The sequence below is a fragment of the Shewanella sp. M16 genome, assembly GCF_018224605.1.
Taxonomy (GTDB): domain Bacteria; phylum Pseudomonadota; class Gammaproteobacteria; order Enterobacterales; family Shewanellaceae; genus Shewanella; species Shewanella oncorhynchi.
Window position 1 is genome coordinate 50238 of the sequence record NZ_JAGTUL010000016.1, and the last position, 18686, is coordinate 68923.

General features: G+C 47.2%; 15 protein-coding genes. 13 read left to right on the top strand and 2 right to left on the bottom strand.

The features are described from left to right. From rsxB to gloA, 7 genes are all read left to right on the top strand, one after another. Window positions 1-615 (top strand): electron transport complex subunit RsxB, encoded by a 615-nt coding sequence (rsxB, locus tag KFE26_RS12320; RefSeq protein WP_212600558.1) that lies wholly within the window; start codon window positions 1-3, stop codon window positions 613-615. Beyond that, a complete protein-coding gene (gene rsxC / locus KFE26_RS12325) occupies window positions 609-3203 on the top strand; it encodes an electron transport complex subunit RsxC (RefSeq protein ID WP_212600559.1) in 2595 nt (864 codons plus the stop codon). Before rsxB ends, rsxC begins: the two co-directional genes overlap by 7 nt. Before the next feature lie 26 nt (window positions 3204-3229). Further along, window positions 3230-4279, top strand: coding sequence for an electron transport complex subunit RsxD (rsxD, locus tag KFE26_RS12330; RefSeq protein ID WP_028760017.1), 1050 nt, complete (start codon window positions 3230-3232; stop codon window positions 4277-4279). Window positions 4280-4353: 74 nt separating this feature from the next. Next, window positions 4354-4992, top strand: coding sequence for an electron transport complex subunit RsxG (rsxG, locus tag KFE26_RS12335; protein ID WP_131524983.1), 639 nt, complete (start codon window positions 4354-4356; stop codon window positions 4990-4992). After that, window positions 4985-5683 carry an electron transport complex subunit E gene (locus tag KFE26_RS12340; RefSeq protein WP_028760019.1) on the top strand — a complete coding sequence of 233 codons (699 nt, stop codon included), beginning with the start codon at window positions 4985-4987 and terminating at the stop codon, window positions 5681-5683. The genes rsxG and KFE26_RS12340 overlap by 8 nt, the downstream gene beginning before the upstream one ends. A 204-nt stretch (window positions 5684-5887) precedes the next feature. Then, window positions 5888-6529 (top strand): endonuclease III, encoded by a 642-nt coding sequence (gene nth, locus KFE26_RS12345; protein ID WP_113939645.1) that lies wholly within the window; start codon window positions 5888-5890, stop codon window positions 6527-6529. A 492-nt stretch (window positions 6530-7021) separates the two neighbouring features. Next, window positions 7022-7432, top strand: coding sequence for a lactoylglutathione lyase (gene gloA, locus KFE26_RS12350; RefSeq protein ID WP_006087315.1), 411 nt, complete (start codon window positions 7022-7024; stop codon window positions 7430-7432). Window positions 7433-7591: 159 nt separating this feature from the next. Here gloA and msrQ read toward each other — a convergent pair whose 3' ends face one another. Next, a complete protein-coding gene (gene msrQ / locus KFE26_RS12355) occupies window positions 7592-8254 on the bottom strand; it encodes a protein-methionine-sulfoxide reductase heme-binding subunit MsrQ (RefSeq protein WP_212600560.1) in 663 nt (220 codons plus the stop codon). Window positions 8255-8300: 46 nt separating this feature from the next. After that, window positions 8301-9335, bottom strand: coding sequence for a protein-methionine-sulfoxide reductase catalytic subunit MsrP (msrP, locus tag KFE26_RS12360; RefSeq protein WP_212600561.1), 1035 nt, complete (start codon window positions 9333-9335; stop codon window positions 8301-8303). A 253-nt stretch (window positions 9336-9588) separates the two neighbouring features. Between msrP and rmuC the strand changes: the two genes are divergently transcribed. The 6 genes from rmuC to KFE26_RS12390 all read left to right on the top strand — a co-directional run bounded on the left by rmuC (window position 9589) and on the right by KFE26_RS12390 (window position 18545). Then, window positions 9589-11163 (top strand): DNA recombination protein RmuC, encoded by a 1575-nt coding sequence (gene rmuC, locus KFE26_RS12365; RefSeq protein WP_212600562.1) that lies wholly within the window; start codon window positions 9589-9591, stop codon window positions 11161-11163. Window positions 11164-11244: 81 nt separating this feature from the next. Continuing rightward, the gene (locus KFE26_RS12370) at window positions 11245-13170 is read left to right on the top strand and encodes a transglycosylase SLT domain-containing protein (RefSeq protein ID WP_212600563.1); all 1926 of its coding nucleotides are present in this window, start codon (window positions 11245-11247) and stop codon (window positions 13168-13170) included. A gap of 239 nt (window positions 13171-13409) precedes the next feature. Next, window positions 13410-14114 carry an EAL domain-containing protein gene (locus KFE26_RS12375; RefSeq protein WP_212600564.1) on the top strand — a complete coding sequence of 235 codons (705 nt, stop codon included), beginning with the start codon at window positions 13410-13412 and terminating at the stop codon, window positions 14112-14114. A 185-nt stretch (window positions 14115-14299) separates the two neighbouring features. Then, window positions 14300-15211, top strand: a complete 912-nt coding sequence (locus KFE26_RS12380) for an AAA family ATPase (RefSeq protein WP_028760026.1) — start codon at window positions 14300-14302, stop codon at window positions 15209-15211. 71 nt (window positions 15212-15282) lie between these two features. Beyond that, window positions 15283-16389, top strand: a complete 1107-nt coding sequence (locus tag KFE26_RS12385) for a DUF58 domain-containing protein (protein ID WP_212600565.1) — start codon at window positions 15283-15285, stop codon at window positions 16387-16389. Beyond that, window positions 16386-18545 carry a DUF3488 and transglutaminase-like domain-containing protein gene (locus tag KFE26_RS12390; protein WP_212600566.1) on the top strand — a complete coding sequence of 720 codons (2160 nt, stop codon included), beginning with the start codon at window positions 16386-16388 and terminating at the stop codon, window positions 18543-18545. The genes KFE26_RS12385 and KFE26_RS12390 overlap by 4 nt, the downstream gene beginning before the upstream one ends. Window positions 18546-18686 lie beyond the last annotated feature (141 nt).

The window sequence follows — 18686 nt, forward strand, 5'->3', positions numbered from 1 at the left end:
ATGTCCGGAATTTTAATTGCAGTCATATTGTTGACCCTATTGGCATTAGTTTTTGGGCTATTACTCGGTTTTGCCGCCGTTAAATTTAAGGTTGAAGGCAATCCGATTGTCGATGAACTCGAAGCGATTCTGCCACAAACACAATGTGGTCAATGTGGTTACCCTGGCTGTCGCCCTTATGCTGAAGCGATTGCCAACGGTGATAAAGTCAACAAATGCCCTCCCGGCGGCACTGCCACCATGGAAAAACTGGCGACCCTGATGGGCGTCGAGCCCGAGCCGCTGAATGCCGAAGCACAATCTCAAGTGAAAAAGGTCGCCTACATACGTGAAGACGAATGTATTGGTTGCACTAAGTGTATTCAAGCCTGCCCCGTGGATGCGATTATCGGTGCAGGTAAGCTTATGCATACTGTGCTGACAACCGATTGCACGGGTTGCGATCTCTGTGTTGAGCCTTGTCCCGTCGATTGTATTGATATGATCCCAGTCACCCAGAATCTTAAAAATTGGAACTGGCGCTTAAATGCCATCCCAGTGACTCTCATTCAAGAGAATCTCATCAAAGAGATTCAGAACCAAGACCCACAGTTAGAAGAGGAAAAGCGGTGTTAACTTTATTAGATCAATTAGATAAAGGAACCCTTTGGCGCTCACCCGGTGGTATACATCCACCCGAAGTCAAATTCCTCTCGAACGCGACGCCGATTAGCCAACTGCCCTTAGCCGATACGTACTTAGTACCCATCCCTCAAGTCGGTGAAAACTGCACACTTGCGGTAAACATCGGCGATAGCGTATTAAAAGGCACACCGTTAACTCAAGGTACCTCCATTTGGCATTTACCTGTGCATGCGCCGACATCGGGTACTATCGTTGCCATTGAGCCAAGGGCCAGCAACCATGCCTCAGCATTGCCAGTTAACACTTGCGTTATCCAAGCCGATGGCAAAGACACTTGGTGTGAGCTGGTGCAAAATGAGCTTGAGGATTTAACCCATCAGCAGATGATCGATAAGATCCGTGCTGCTGGCATTGCAGGCATGGGCGGCGCGGCGTTTCCAACTCATATTAAGCTTAATCCGGTCAGTGAAATTGATTTAGTCATCATCAACGGCGTCGAATGCGAACCTTATATCAGCGCCGATGACAGATTAATGCGCGAATACAGCCAAGATATCCTCGCCGGTATTGGCATTATTCATCGGTTATTAACGCCAAAACGCATTGTTATCGCTATTGAAGATAATAAGCCAGAAGCGGCCAAAGCCATGCAAGCTGCAGTCGTCCAATGTGGGCTCCCAGCGGACAGCATTCGGGTAACCGTCATTCCGACAAAATACCCTTCTGGTGGTGAAAAGCAGTTAATTCAAATCATTACTGGCCGCGAAGTGCCCTCGGGCGCGATTCCCGCCAAACTCGGTATCGTCGTGCATAACGTCGGCACTGCCTTTGCGATTCATCAAGCGGTTACCCAAGGTAAACCGCTGATTGAGCGCGTTGTGACTGTGACGGGCAAAAATGTCGGCAAACCGGGAAACTACTGGTTACCGATAGGCACACCTGTTGAGCATGTGCTGGCTGCGACTGAGTTCACGCCAGAGCCTGAACAAAAGGTGATTATTGGCGGGCCTATGATGGGCCATGCATTGGCGAATATCCAAGTGCCTATTTTAAAAGGTACTAACTGTATTCTGGTGCCAAGCAGCCAAGAAATAGGAACTACGCCAGAAGAAAAAGCCTGTATCCGCTGCGGCGAATGCGCCAATGCCTGCCCTGCACTCCTATTGCCACAGCAACTCTTTTGGCACGCCAAGGCCGAAGAATATGACAAAGCTGCCAGCTACAATCTAAAGGATTGTATTGAATGCGGTTGTTGTAGTTACGTCTGTCCTAGTGATATTCCTTTAGTCGAGTATTACCGCATTGCCAAATCTGCACTTAAACAAACCGCCGATGAAAAGCAGCAAGCGGAGCGCGCTAAACAGCGTTTCGATGCCCGTTTAGCGCGTCTTGAAGAAGAAAAGCTTGCCCGTGAAGCTAAGGCAAAAGAAGCCGCAGAGCGCAGACAAGCAACTATGACTGGCACGGATAAAAATGCCGTCGCTGAAGCCATGGCACGGATCGCCGCGAAAAAAGCCGCAGCGGCACAATCAGCAACTGAAGAGTTGTCGACTGAAGAATCATCGAATCATCAATCAAACGTAATAAGCACTGATACGACAGACGCGCCCAAGGGTAAAGCTGCCGTTGCCGCAGCCATCGCCCGCGCTAAGGCGAAGAAAGCCGCCCAAGTGAATGCCAATGGTGCTGATACAAACAATGTGGTGAATGTTGATGCCAGTGATGAATCCTTCTTAGCAACAGATGCAATCGCGCAAGAAGCGCCGTTATCTCAGAAGGACAAAGTCGCCGCGGCCATTGCTCGCGCCAAAGCTAAAAAGGCCGCTCAGCAAGCCGATACCGCGCCGCTTGAAACGGCTGACAGCACACCAGAAGCCAGCGCTGCCGATGATAAAAAGGCCAAAGTGGCTGCCGCAGTCGCGCGGGAAAAAGCCAAGAAAGCGGCGCAGCAAGCAGAAACCGCCGCTAGTGATATTGAAGTTAGCAATACTGACGTTAGCGTTAGTGATGTTAGCGTTAGTGACGTTAATGATTCAGAAGCGATTAAGAAAGCCAAAGTAGCCGCCGCGGTTGCCCGTGCTAAAGCGAAAAAAGCCGCGCAGCAAGTTGAGACAAATGCTGACAATGATTTAACTCAGACCGCGACTCCAACAGTTGATTCCGCAGCTAGCGTTCAAGCAGATGTGAATGATGATACAGAAGCAGCCGCTACTGATGTTAACGATGCTGAAGCGATTAAAAAGGCTAAAGTTACCGCCGCTGTTGCTCGGGCTAAAGCGAAGAAAATAGCTGCGGCATCAGCAGCTGAGTCTGAAATAGAGTCCGTTGACGACATTCAAACTAAAGCTAACGTAGAATCGCCGTCGATAGCAGCAGCCCTTGATGCCGTAGCAGCTAAACCCGAAGCCGTTTTACCATCCGCAGAACAAATTACAGAACCCATTGAAACGGCAGCCTTATCAGGCGATGTGCTTAAAAAAGCACGGATTGCTGCGACCATAGCCAAGGCAAAAGCCAAAAAAGCGGCACTCGCTCAACAAACCGAAGCTTCGAGCGATTCAAGTGTTGCTAATGATTAAGAACAGAATGATGAAAAGGGAACACAATGGCGTTTAAAATAGCCTCATCACCCCATGTTACACGTAATTTGCATACCTCAACTGTGATGCAAAGGGTGATTTTATGTTTACTGCCGGGCCTTGTGGTGCAATGCGCCTTTTTTGGCTGGGGCACGCTTGTTCAAGTGCTACTTGCGATTATAGTTGCCTTAAGCTGTGAGGCTGCGGTGATGAAACTTCGCAATCGTAATATCAAAGCCAGCCTTAGCGATAACAGCGCCATGCTGACCGCAATCTTGATTGGTGTCGCCATACCTCCCCTAGCACCTTGGTGGATGATAGTGATGGGTACCGCCTTTGCGATCGTTATCGTTAAGCACCTTTACGGCGGTTTAGGCCATAACCTGTTTAACCCTGCAATGGCGGCGTATGTATTGCTGTTAATCTCATTCCCAGTGCAAATGACCACTTGGATAGCACCGAGTACCGTTGCGCTGCATTCGCCTAGCCTAGCTGAGAGCTTGCAACTTATCTTCAACATTGGCGCCCACGTTAACTTGGAACAGTTTCGTTTAGGGATAGATGGCATCGCAATGGCGACGCCACTCGATACCCTTAAAACCGATTTATCCCTAGGATTAACCACCACAGAAAGCCTGACTAAAGCCATCTTTGATGGCAGCACAGGCGTAGGTTGGTTCTGGGTGAATTTAGCTTATCTGGCTGGCGGTTTAGTGTTACTTAAACTGAAAGCCATTCGTTGGCACATCAGTACTGGCGTGTTATTGGGGCTCTTTGTTGCATCGAGTATCGGTTTCTTACTGTCGCCCGATACCCAAGGCAGTCCCCTATTACATTTGTTTTCTGGCGCGACCATGTTAGCGGCATTTTTTATCGCAACCGATCCCGTCACAGCAGCAACCAGCCCCCGTGGTCGCATTATCTTCGGCGCGTTAATTGGTGTGTTGGTGTACATCATCCGCATTAAAGGCGGTTACCCTGACGCCTTTGCCTTTGCCGTGTTATTGGCTAACCTCTGTGCCCCCTTTATTGACTACTATGTGCGGCCACGCACCTATGGTCATTCAGCTAGCTAAGGCCATTTGGCGGACTACAGTCATGCTACAAGATAATGTCATTCTGCTGGCAACGAGAGCTTAAGGAAAAAGAGTTGAAAAATCCGATGATTAAAAATGGTTTTTTATTGGCGCTGTTTGCCTTGATTTGCACGGGTCTCGTCGCCGCGGTCAATCAACAAACCTTTGACAAGATTAAGCAGCAAGAACAACAGGAATTGATGCGAGTATTGCAACAATTAATCCCTGATGAAATACATGATAACGAGCTTACCGCTCAGTGTACCTTGCTATTAAACAAAGAAGCATTAGGCACGGATAGTCCAATGCCGGCCTATATTGCTACCCATGCAGGCAAGCCTGTCGCTATCGCCATGGAAGCCATAGCACCCGATGGCTATAGCGGTAATATCAAATTAATTGTTGGAATTAATATCCAAGGTGAAGTCTTAGGCGTACGTACCTTGTCCCACCAAGAAACCCCTGGGCTGGGTGACAAAATTGAACTACGTAAATCGGATTGGGTCACTCAGTTTGTTGGTAAAGTGCTGGGCTCTGCAGATGATAAGCAATGGTTAGTTAAAAAAGATGGCGGCGATTTTGACCAATTTACCGGTGCAACCATCACCCCGCGCGCTTATGTTAAAGCAGTCAAAAACGCGGTATGGTATTTCAGCACTAACCAAGCACAAATTTTCAGCCAGCCGCTAAATTGTGAGGCCAACCATGACTAATTATCGCGAAATTGCGTGGCAAGGACTGTGGAAAAACAATCCAGGCCTAGTGCAACTGTTAGGTTTATGTCCGCTACTCGCGGTTACTGCAACGATCACTAACGCCCTTGGCCTTGGTCTAGCCACTATGCTGGTGCTGATTGGCTCTAACATTTTGGTGTCACTGGTGCGCGACTATGTGCCAAAAGAAATTCGTATTCCTGTGTTTGTGATGATCATCGCCGCGCTAGTCACCACAGTGCAACTGCTCATCAATGCCTATGCCTACGGCCTGTATTTATCCCTTGGGATCTTCCTGCCATTAATTGTGACGAACTGCATCATCATCGGCCGCGCCGAAGCCTTTGCCTCGCGTAATAATGCGTTTAGTGCCGCCTTCGATGGTCTAATGATGGGCCTTGGTTTTACTTTAGTGCTTACAGTGCTGGGCGCAACGCGGGAAATCTTAGGCCAAGGCACACTGTTTGATGGTGCGGATCAACTGCTCGGCCCATGGGCTAAATCATTAACCATGCATCTATGGCAAGTCGATACCCCATTTCTCCTTGCTATGCTGCCACCCGGCGCATTTATCGTGATGGGATTATTGATTGCATTGAAAAATGTGATTGATAAAAAAGTCAAAGAACGCCAACCTCAAGTCGCCGCAGAACCGAGCGTTACCCGCGCACGGATCACTAAGGTAGGTTAGGCTTTCAAGTAACGACAGGCATTATGGCGATCAGATATGCCCTAGTGTTAACGCGTTTAATGTGTGCCTAGCACATGATTAGCGGCAAAACTCAAAGCATAAGAAAATCAGCGAACGTGGGTTGTAAACTCATCAATCATCATTAATAAGATAGTGATAATGAACGGTTGAGAGTTGAAACCCACCACAGCGCAGGAATCGTACATGAATCAAGAAAAACGTATCCAGATCCTCACTCGTCTTCGCGATAACAATCCCAAACCTGAAACCGAACTCAATTTTTCAAGTCCCTTCGAACTGCTAGTGGCAGTGACGTTATCGGCCCAAGCAACAGATGTGAGTGTCAATAAGGCAACAGACAAGCTCTTTCCTGTAGCAAACACAGCCCACAGCATTTATGCCCTTGGCGTAGAAGGTTTAAAGCAATACATAAAAACCATAGGCTTATATAACAACAAAGCCATCAATGTGATCAAAGCCTGTGAGATCTTGATTGAAAAGTACAATGGCGAAGTACCAGAAAACCGCGAAGCCCTAGAGTCTCTGCCCGGCGTTGGCCGCAAGACGGCTAACGTGGTACTAAACACTGCCTTTGGTTGGCCAACCATCGCCGTCGACACCCATATTTTTCGCCTCGCCAATCGCACTAAATTCGCGCCCGGCAAGAACGTAGTCGAAGTGGAAGAGAAAATGCTAAAAGTCGTGCCAGCAGAATTTAAAGTCGATGTGCACCACTGGTTTATCCTGCACGGACGCTACACTTGCCTTGCGCGCAAACCCCGCTGTGGCAGCTGTATCATTGAAGACTTGTGTGATTTTAAAGAAAAAATATACCCTGAAGAATAAGCTTCGAATCAACTGAGTGGAGCAAATTGACGTTTCAGTGTTGTTTTCACATTGATTAGACTGGATTTCAAACAAACAAAAAGCCGCAATAGCGGCTTTTTTGCTTAACTTGGAACTGGGTTAACTCAAACTTGTATTAGTCGTTAAAACATTGAAACAAAAAAAGCACTGAAAAATAAAGCAATAACAACTGTGGTGCCTAAAGCCATTTTAAGTTCGGTGTTCATCATTCACTCTCCTAGTTGGTATGGCTACATTATTATCAACCCAGTGATAAAAACCCATGTTTGTATCTGTGTTTTGTGAGCGATAGCCAATTTATCGGCAATTTTCTCTTCTAAATCCTGAAAATTCCTCTTACAGACAATCATTTCCCTATCCTAAGCTTTAATCTGGGTCAAGCGCTGTAAAAAACAATGGCTGACATTTATCGAGGTCCATCTACGGATTTTTGGTATACTCCACCCCGTAATCTATTTAGAGAGAGGACCTATGTCGCAACTATTACATACTATGATCCGCGTCGGTAACTTAGAACGCAGTATTGCTTTTTATACTGAAGTGCTCGGCATGAAACTACTTCGCACCTCTGAAAATCCAGAGTACAAATATTCTTTAGCTTTCGTGGGTTACGGTGAAGAATCCACAGGCCAAGCCGTGGTTGAACTGACCTATAACTGGGGCACTGACAAATATGATTTAGGCACAGGCTTTGGCCACTTAGCGATTGGCGATGAAGATATCTACGCCCGTTGCGCTGCTATTGCCGCAGCCGGTGGCAAAGTGACTCGTGCTCCAGGTCCTGTCGCAGGTGGTACCACTGAGATTGCATTTGTTGAAGATCCAGACGGTTATAAAATTGAGTTCATTCAAATGAAATCAGCGACCCAAGGTTTAGGTTAAGTCCTGCCTACTGACCCCGAAAAAGTAGCTGAGCAAGACTATTTATTCAGCGAAAAATGCCGGATCTTCATTCGGCATTTTTGTTTTTATACTTTAGATCTCACGTTAGGCACAAAGAAACATAAATCAAGCCAGTGATTTACTGCTCGCGCCATACGTCTAAACCGACTTTATCGAAGCTTTATCTTGTGTCAGCTTATGCTCGGTTTTGTTCGCCACTTTACGGCTGAAATGACGTTTAAACCAAGGCGTGCGCCACAGCAGCATCACACTAAAACCTACGATATACAGACTCGGCTCGATGATTTCCGATTTTACCGACCAGTAAAAATGGATTGGCGCTAATATCGCGACTAAATACACCCCATTATGCAAGGTTTGCCAACGACGTCCCATCTTGCGCATCAAGGCTTTAAACGAAGTTATCGCCAAAGCGGTGACGATAAGATAAGCCACTGCGCCGACTAAAATGTACGGCCGTTTTACCACTTCACTAAACAGTAATTCCCAAGCAAATAACAGATCTAAACTAAAAAACGCCAAGATATGCAAGGTGGCATAGGCAAACACATATAACCCCACTAAACGGCGGGTCTGCATCAACAACCCTTGCTTGGTCAACTTGGCAATCGGTGAGATCAGTAAGGTCGCCGCTAGCGCATTTAATGCGCCTATGCCTGTGTAGTGAATAATGTGCTGCACGGGATCGCCACCCGCACGGCCAAGCACCACAGTGAGCACAAGGTAGACGATGGGCACTAAACCCAACAAATGAAATAACGCCTTTAGCCAAAACAAGTGCTTAGCGGTTAATCTCAACATACCTTGTCCCCGCTTAATGGCGAATATCCAAACAACAAACCAATCATCAATAGTATTTCCTCAGATCCATGCCGTCATACAGTGAAGCCACAAACTCGCCGTAACCGTTGAACGGCTGGGTATCGATTCGGGTTGCTGAAAACAATCCCCCCTCGCCGATACGACGCTCTGTGGCTTGCGACCAGCGTGGATGATCCACCGCCGGATTAACGTTGGCATAAAATCCATACTCGTGTGAGGCAAGCTGATTCCAGCTGGTCGGCGGTTGTTTATCCATAACGCGAATTCGCACGATTGATTTAATGCTCTTAAAGCCGTATTTCCACGGCACCACTAAGCGAATGGGCGCGCCGTTCTGCGGTGGCAAGGTTTTACCGTACAAACCCACCGACATTAAGGTTAAATCGTTCATAGCTTCGGCTATCGTGAGGCCTTCAACATAGGGATAATGAATACCTCCCCCCATTAATCGGCTCTTCTGCCCCGGCATTTGCTCGGGATCAAAAGCGGTTTCGAAGGCGACATACTTGCCCTTACTGGTGACGCCAACCTTTTTTAATAACGCCGCCAGCGGGAACCCCACCCAAGGGATCACCATAGACCAAGCTTCAACACAGCGCAGGCGATAGTTACGCTCCTCAAGCGGGAACATTTTAGTCAGATCATTAAAATCTAAGGTCATGGGCCGTTCAACTTCACCTTCGATACGCAATTGCCAAGGATCAACTTTAAAGCCTTGGGCATTATTGAAGGGATCTTGCTTATCCGTACCAAATTCGTAGAAATTATTATGCTGCGTCACTTTATCAAACGGGGTTAACACATCGGCGGCACCGTACTGCTTATTGGATTTAAACGTCAGTGGCGTAGTGATAAATGAGGACTTAGGTTGATCGCCAAATAGATCGAATAATCCAGCCTGCACATAACCGGGCACGCTGGCACCGATAGCACCGAGTCCCATGGCTTTTACAATTTGCCGACGCGAGCGAAATACCGCTTCGGGCGTCACTTGGTTGTCTTGCATGTGCCACTGCGCTTTTTTAAGAATACCTGGGGTAAAACGGGAATGTTTAGCCAATTGACACCTCTACCATCCAATGATTAAAGCCACCGAGTCGCGATAAAAACCTTCTCTGGCGCTCGTCTGTATCGCTCACTCTTATATAGACAGGTAAAAGCCAGAAAAACTTTCCACCCGTGAATAAATTCACCTTAAACGTATAAGACTTGCTCATTCAAGCATTAAGCGCAGATATAGTTGATTAAAGGGCTTGAAGCCTGTTGGGGGGCATGCGAACCTAAGCGCCAAAGCTAAAGGAGTGCTATTGATCATGCCATTTTCTCAATCTTTTTCTGTCGCCGAAATCATCGGCCTTCTCGCCATTGCCTTCTTAGGCCTGTTGATCGGTGCTCTGCTCAATCAAAAACTCACCCGCCAACGCTGGCAACTACACAAAGACCAACTTGAGCAAGAAATGCGTCAAGTCAATGAAGATGCAGAATTATCCTTAGCACAACAGCAAATTTTGGTCGATGACAAAGAAGCGCAATTACGTCAATACCAGCAACGCCTTGAGCTCAAAATTGAACAACTGGGCAAAGCCGAGGCCTTAGCCGAACGCGTTCCCACCTTGGAGCAGCAATTAAATGATAGCCAGCGCCGTCAGTTAGAGATCCAATTAGCCCTGTCGAAATCCAATGCCATGCAGCAAACCATTCAAGCCAAGGCCGATGCCCAGCAAGAATCGCTGCAGGATAAAATTGCCAGCTTAGAATCGGCCGAAGTGCGTTTGCAAACCCAATTTGAAAACCTCGCAAACCGTATTTTTGAAGAACGTAGCGAAAACTTTAAGCACCAAAATGCCAGCCAACTCGAAGGCGTGCTTGGGCCATTGAAGCAACAGCTAGAAGGATTCAGACAGCAAATTCGTGAATCCTACACCCACGAACAATCCGAACGCAGCGCCCTCAAACATCAGCTTGAGCACTTAAGGGAGCTCAATCTGAAGATGAGCCAAGATGCCATCAACCTGACCAAAGCGCTCAAGGGCGATAACAAACAGCAAGGTAACTGGGGTGAAGTGATCCTCGATCGCGTACTGCAGGAAAGCGGCCTACGTGAAGGCCATGAGTACCATACTCAGCAAGATCTCAAGGATGATAGCGGTAAACGCTTTAAGCCGGATGTGATTGTGCATCTGCCAGAAAATAAAGATGTGGTCATCGATGCTAAGATGTCGTTGGTTAGTTATGAGCGCTACTTCAACAGTGAAGATCCGGCACTGCGCCAACAGGCCATTAACGAGCATGTCATTTCAATTCGCAGTCACATTAAAGGCTTAAGTCAAAAGGATTATCAACATCTGCATGGCCTTAAGAGTCTCGATTATGTGTTGATGTTTATTCCTATCGAACCGGCATTTTTACTGGCATTGGAGCATGATCCTAGCCTAGTCAATTTTGCCCTTGAGCAGAATATCATGCTTGTTAGTCCAACGAATTTGTTGGTAGCCCTGCGCACAATTAACAATATTTGGCGCTACGAATATCAAAATCAACACGCACAAACCATTGCAAAACAAGCGGGTCGAATTTACGACAAGTTATGTGGTTATATTGAAGATATGGAAAAACTCGGCCGCGCCTTAGATAATGCAGAAAAAACCTATCACAGCGCAATGAACAAGCTGTCATCGGGCAAAGGCAATCTAGTGCGTCAAGCCCATTTAATGCAGCAGCTCGGGGTCGATACCAGCAAACAACTGGATAAAATGCTGCTAGAAAAAGCGCTCAATGAAGCCCAGGACGATAACGACACTCAGGATGACGACGCTGAACTTAATCTGTCGCATACCCGCGAGCCTAAGGACACAGAACTCGAGCCTGTCGAGTGCGATGATAGATAACAAGAATTGAACACCCATTAATTACCTCAAATCGATACGGACATGTCGATTGATACCTTGATGCCCGGAGGCAAACGCTCCATGTGCAAAGCAGTTATAAATGTGGTTATATCCAGTGCAATATTGCTCGCAGGCGCATTGAATGCCCCTGCTGCACTTGCGTTAACATCAACGCAGAAAACCTTTCTTGAGGCCGAAAAAGCCCTGAAGAAGCAAGATTATGCAACCTATAAACCCCTACGGGCAAAACTAGGTAATTATCCGCTCGCGATTTATTTAGATCATGATATCGACATAGGTGCTCTTAATGCCTTACAGGGTTATGCAGCTAAAGCCTTGATTGAAAAATATGAAACCACACCCATGTACAATAGGTTACGGTCTAAATATTTAAACAATGCTGGTAGCCAAAAACGCTGGAATGATTATCTTGCGATCACCCCAGAAGCGCCTACAGACATCCGCCTGCAGTGTTATTACTATGAGGCGAAACTCGCCAAGGGCGATCTAAAAATGGCTTATGCGGCCGCACAATCACTTTGGGTATTTGGGGGTTCGCGCCCAAAGGAATGTGATCCTCTTTTCAACACATGGACCAAAGCCGGTAAACGCACTCAAGATGTCGTATGGGCGCGAATGATGCTGAGTTTCGAGGCTGGCGAAACGAGTTTACTGAGTTTTTTATCCCAAAAAATCACCACTCATAGTAACGAAGCTAAGCGTTTAGTCGCCGTCTATAAAGATCCCAATAGCCTGCGCCATACCGAAAAGTTTAAAGATAAAAATCCCATTGTCGGTGACATTGTTGCCGCAGGATTAAAACGCCTTGCCCGTAAGGATCTCGACCAAGCCATTAATTTGTATGAACGGTATCAAAAGGCCCATCGTTTTACCCCAGAACAAGCGCAGCAACTCGATAAATACCTTGTTCGCCGCATTTTAATTGAACAAGATGATAACTATAAAAACTATGTCGACAATGTGCTCACTGAGCTGAAAAATGACGACCTATTTGAGCGCCGTTTAAGATGGGCTATCCGCGATCACGACATGCGCAGTATTGCCCGTTACTTGAACCTACTCCAACCAGAAACCTTGGCAAAGGAACGTTGGCAATACTGGCTTTATCGCACCAATGCCAAAGAAGCGCCTGAAAGCGCCATAAAAGCGCTCGCGACAATCAGTAATGAACGTAATTTTTACGGTTTTGCTGCTGCGCAGTTCTTAAATAAACCGGTATCACTCAATCAAAGCCCTGAGCCTGTTGTTGATGCCAATAGCCAAAAGTTAACCGATGATCTCGGCTTTGTCAGAGTACAAGAGTTAATGGCACTCGACCGTTATTTCGATGCTCGCTATGAATGGATGTCGCTACTAAAACGCAGTGACAATACGATGCGAGCACGCTATGGACGCTATGCCCATGAACAGGGCTGGTACGATTTTGGTGTTGAAGCCAGTATTCAAGGTAAGTTGTGGGATGATATTCCTCTACGCTTCCCTATGGCACACCAAGCCGGTTTTGAGCACGCCAGCAAAAAGCATAGGGTTAACATCGATGAGATCCGTGCGATTAGCCGCCGCGAAAGTGCATTCTATCTTTATGCGACCTCGGGCGTAGGTGCCCGTGGCCTAATGCAAATTATGCCTGCCACGGCCAAAGCTACCGCCAAAAAACACGGGGCCAGATATAGCGATCCAAAGGATCTCTACAGCGCAGAGCTTAACCTCAATCTTGGTAGCGCTTACTATGCCCAGCTGTTGAAAGAGTTTAACCAAAACCGCATCCTCGCCACGGCGGCCTATAACGCGGGTCCCTCTCGCGTGCGTCGCTGGTTATCAAACTCTGATGGCAAACTCGATGCCATGGGCTTTATCGAGGCGATTCCCTTTACTGAAACCCGTGAATATGTTCAAGCCGTCCTCAGCTATCGATTGATTTATGAGGCGCAAAAGCAAAAAGCACAGCCATTATTCAGCGAAGCTGAGCTTAAGTTTGCTTACTAACTCGCGACATGAAAAGGAACTCGATACTCAGCAGCATCGAGTTCCTACTTTTCAGCATACCCTAGGGTAACGCTCATGCTTTAACCACCAAAAATTCTAAATGATATTCTCTAAATTCAAATAATTAGCAAAGCGAATAATTATTCAGCAATCACGCCGTTTTATCGAAAACTTGTTTGCACTGAAGGGCGTTAAATGCGAATAATTAGTATTAAAGCATTAAGAATCCCATTACACCCATGATTAACCTTAGTTCGTTAACCCTTAGCTGCGAATACCAACCCTTTGTCAATCCTCATACTTTAGCCATCGACGGCTATGAAGCCTTAGCACGCTTTTACTTGCCTAATGGTGATGCGGTTGCACCTAATATTGTGTTCGAGCAATTGCATGAATCCACAGAAATACTCGCTGCAGTTGAATATCAAGCCAAGGCATTTCAACTCATCCATGCGCCGAGTCAGCAGCGAATTTTTATCAATGTTGATCCCCACGCCGTCGATGGACCACATACCGCCAAGCTCATTCGTTTGCTGTCCCACTATGAACGCGTCACGGTCGAGATCATCGAAAACACCTGCATTAACGATGCCCAGCTGGCCAGTCAATTATTCACTCAATTTAAACAAGCTAAGATACATGTGGCGCTGGATGATATTGGTGCGCCCCACTCCATGCTCAGTGTCGATCTGATGATGAATGTGGATTATCTTAAGTTTGACCGCCATTGGTTAACACACATAACACACCCCGAGGGAGTCCAATTATTAATTGCATTGGTCAACTTTGCCAAAAAGACCCACAAACAGTGCATTTTAGAAGGCATAGAAACTGAAGCTCACTTAGCCTTTGCGCGAGATATCGGTGTCGACTTTGTCCAAGGCTTTTTGTTTAAATCCTGGTTTATTCGCCCCACCAGCAGCCAAGCACTGTGCCTTACGTAAGATCAGGCTAAAACGGTTTACATTCGCGCCACCAGCCCACTCAAGACCAAACCTAATACTGTCGAGTAATTGATTTAGCACTAGAAATGCCACTGGATATACGGGCGATGATCCGCCATAGTGATAACGCACATCAGCTTGCAAATGCACCTTAAGCACACTTCCAAATGTATTAGGAGTCGCCCGTGGCACAATCTGGGATCAGCGAATTACTACAACAACTCGAACAAGTATTGCTGGGCAAGCCTAGGCAAATTCGTCTCGCTTTAGCCTGTATTCTCGCCCGTGGGCACCTGTTGATTGAAGACTTACCCGGTATGGGTAAAACCAGTATTTCCCATGGTATAGCCCAAAGCTTAGGTTTGAGCTATCAGCGGATCCAATTCACCAGTGACATGCTGCCTGCCGACATTCTCGGCGTATCGATTTTTGATAAACATCAAGCACAATTTATCTTTCATCCTGGACCAATTTTTAAGCAGATGATTTTGGCCGATGAAATTAATCGCGCCAGCCCTAAGACACAAAGCGCTTTACTCGAAGCGATGGCCGAACAACAAATTTCCGTCGATGGCATCACCCACAGATTGCCCAATCCTTTCTTTGTAATCGCGACTCAAAATCCCACCGATCAATCCGGTACATTTTCGCTACCAGAATCGCAGCTCGACAGGTTTATGATGCGTCTTTCTATTGGTTATCCAAGCCACGATGCTGAACTCGCTATGCTTAAGAGCAATCATAACCACTTAACCTTAGATCAATTGCCCCAATGCCTGACACCGATGGCCTTAATGCAACTGCAAGAGCAGTGCGACAAGGTCAGCGCTTCCGATGCCTTACTCAATTATATTCTGGCCTTAGTGAGTTTTTCCCGTAGCCAAAGTGATAGCGTGGGGTTATCACCGCGTGCCACCAAAGCGCTATTACAAGCAGCTAAGGCATGGGCCTTTTTAGAAGGTCGACATTATTTAGTCCCCGAAGATGTGCAAGCGGTATTTTGTTGTGTAGCGGAGCATAGACTCAGAACCAGTAGCCAATTACAGGGTGAAGCCCTATCTGAGCGAATTCTCGCCAGCGTTAACCCTATTATGTAGCAAGATACTGTAATGAGGAGATATCGCTAAAGTATGCAGTTAACCCATTAAACTAAGGAAATAACTCAGAAGTGAAACGACTGATACTCCCGACTTTCATTCCGACGTTAGTCCCGATTTGGCAACGTTGGTTAGCAAGACGCTTGCCACCGAGTCCCGAAATAACCTTAAGCCATCGCAGCATTTTTATTCTGCCGAGCGGTTTTGGGTTAGTTTGGCTTGGTCTGGTTTTACTCTTATACTTATTCGGCACTAACTATCAAAACAACTTAGTCATTGGCCTCAGCATCTTACTCCTAAGCCTCTTTAATACCTGCATTCTATACAGTTACAAAAATCTGGCCGGCTTACATTTACGGGCCACGACGCCGCCCGAAGTCTATGCGGGCGAAACCTTAACCTTTCCCGTCCTCATCAGCACTCACCATAGTGGCCATAACATACAACTTAACTATCCGAATAATCGCACTTATACGGTGCAGAACCTGGGTACAGATGAACAACAAGCGCTCGTGCCCTTCGAATATCATCAGCGGGGTCATGTGTCACCGGGTCGGCTCAAAATTGAATCCTTCTATCCCTTAGGACTTTGCCGCGCGTGGTCGCATGTGGATTTAGCCATTAGTCACTTAGTCTTTGCCCAGCCGATTGAAGCGCCGCTACAGCTTGAGGCTGATCATACTCAGTCGGAGCAAGATCCCCTGTTACTCGCGGGTAAACATGTATCGGGGATTGATGAGTTCAAAGGCCTTAAACCCCATGTGCTCGGCGAATCCCTCAAGCAAGTGGCATGGAAACAATGGGCACAGGGTCGCGGCATGCTGACTAAAGAATTCCAGCAGCCCCAAGGTGATCCCGTCTGGTTAAGGCTCAGACCCGATGCCAAACGCCTCGAAACCCAATTGAGTCAGCTAAGCTGGCAAGTCAATAAACTCACGCAACTTGAGCAGTATTTTGGCTTACATCTGCAAAACCCAATGGGAGACGATGTCTTGATCGCGCCCGCGATAGGCAATCACCATAGGATCGCCTGTCAAAAAGCCATTGCCTTATATCCACAATTAGCGCCTTCAGCGGCGAAGCCCCCATATCAGTCATCAGCCGCTAATCACCCACAAAAAACGAATCAAGCTCCCCGCAAGCAGCATCATATCCCTACTTCGAGGGAGCAAGTATGAAGTTAGCGGCCAATAGCATGACACCGCAAATCGGCGACAATATTAGCCGCCAGACACTTTTTTGGTTATTGATCACCAATATTGCGGTATTAAGCCCACTATTTGATAAAACCACGCCTTGGACTTTGGGCATTTGCGCTATCTGTTTACTGTGGCGTGTGGGGATTTATGTCGGCAAAGTGGCAAAGCCACCGCGTTTTTTGGTCACCAGTCTTGCAATCGGCGCCGCAACCACACTGGCACTCGTCTCAAAGGAAATCGGCTTACTCAATGCGCTAGTGAATCTGCTGCTGTTAGGTTATGCCTTAAAATACATTGAAATGCGTAATCAAAGGGATGTGCGCGTTGTCGTCCTCGCGGGCTATTTTATTATCGCGCTGACCTTTATCGACCATCAATCCCTGCTTAATACCGCGCACTTGCTCGTGGTGACACTGATCAATACCTGCGTACTCGTGACTTTGTATCAAGATAAGCAATCCTTAAAACACACGGCTTGGCAAGGTGGCAAATTTTTACTCCAGAGCCTTCCCCTCGCGCTGCTGCTATTTTTAGTGTTACCGCGTCTTGCACCGCTCTGGTTAGTGCCCAACATGAAAGAAGCCCAAACGGGCTTGTCCGATAGTCTGGCGATTGGTGATATAGGTAAGCTCACCCGTTCGACTGAACTTGCCTTTAGGGCGAGTTTTACCAATGCAACGCCCATTAATGCCGAGTTATATTGGCGCGCCCTCGTGATGGAGCACTATGATGGTGTCACTTGGCGCCAAGACGCGGGGATTAAACAGTTGCAAAAAGATGCGCTGCTGTTTCCTCCCTCACGGCCCAGTCCAGCATTGATGGTCAATAATCCTGATCCCATGAGCAATAGTCCTGCTTCGATAAGCAGCGAAGATCAAGAGATGGCATCAGGTGCGCAAGATAAGCATAGTATTCGTTACCAAGTGATTGCTGAGCCGAGCCACCAGCCGTGGTTATTTGGCCTCGATGTCGCCTACAGCCAAGATGATAGTGTGGTCAATATGCCAGATTATCGGCTGTTAGCACTGCGCAATGTCGATCAGCGAATGAGTTATCAAGTAGAGTCTTGGCCTAAGGCGAAGATGGATCTTAGGCTCTCTGCGCGGCAAAGGCAGATTAACCTCGAACTACCAAGTAACAGTAATCCACGAACTTGGGCGCTGGCCGAGCAATTCAAGACTCAGTATCCCGAGCCTAAGCCACGATTGTGGGCCATGATGCGCCACTTCAATACCGAGCCTTTTTTCTACACACTCACGCCTCCCCCCCTTGGGCCGCAACAAGTAGATGATTTTCTATTTGAAAACAAAGCCGGATTTTGTGTGCACTATGCCGCAGCCTTCATTGTTATGGCGCGGGCCACAGGCTTACCCGCACGTATGGTCACAGGCTATCAGGGCGGAGAGTTTAATCCGCAAGCGGGTTACTACAGCGTGTATCAATATATGGCCCATGCATGGGCAGAGGTTTGGCTCGAAGGTGAAGGTTGGGTGCGTTTCGACCCGACCGCTATGGTGGCGCCCGATCGTATCGAACAAGGATTCGACGCTCAATTTGATCCCGCACTGAGTTACCTGCAGGAAAGCCCTTTTAGTAGCTTACACTTTAAATCCATGCCTTGGCTCAATGAGTTAAGACAACGTTTTGCCAGCATAGATTATTACTGGAGCGTTTGGGTATTGGGTTTCAATCAAGATAGGCAGAATCAAGTGCTCAGCGGCATCTTAGGTGATGTAACTAACACTAAAATCGCGGTTTTTATGGGGCTGTGTATCAGCCTTATCGTGCTCTATATCGCCTACAGTGCGGGGCTATTACATTTTAGCACTCAGGGCGATCCTATCAGCGCCCGCTATCAACAGATCTGCAATCGCCTCGCCCGCCATGGTATTAAGCGTAATGACAGTGATGGGCCAAACCAATTTGCGCAGCAGATTATCGAGCAATACCAACACAGTGCACCACAGCTTTGCACGCTGATGCACACCTTGACCCAAAGTTATGTGGCGCTGAAATATCAAGATTTACCGGCTGATGACTATCAAGCGCATTTAACCGCATTTAAAGCGGCGGCGAAGCAACTGAATTGGTTATTGCTCAGGGCAAAGGTGAAAAAGAAGTTCACGCTAGCCTAGCATTTGTAAGCTGAGCATTAGCCGGCCAAGTTTCACCAGTTTAAGGCTCAGTAAACGCCTAAAATTGCGAGTTAATTCCACAGAAGCAGCAATAGTGTTGAATCTTATAAATCAAACACATAGAATTGTTTTACTGTCACT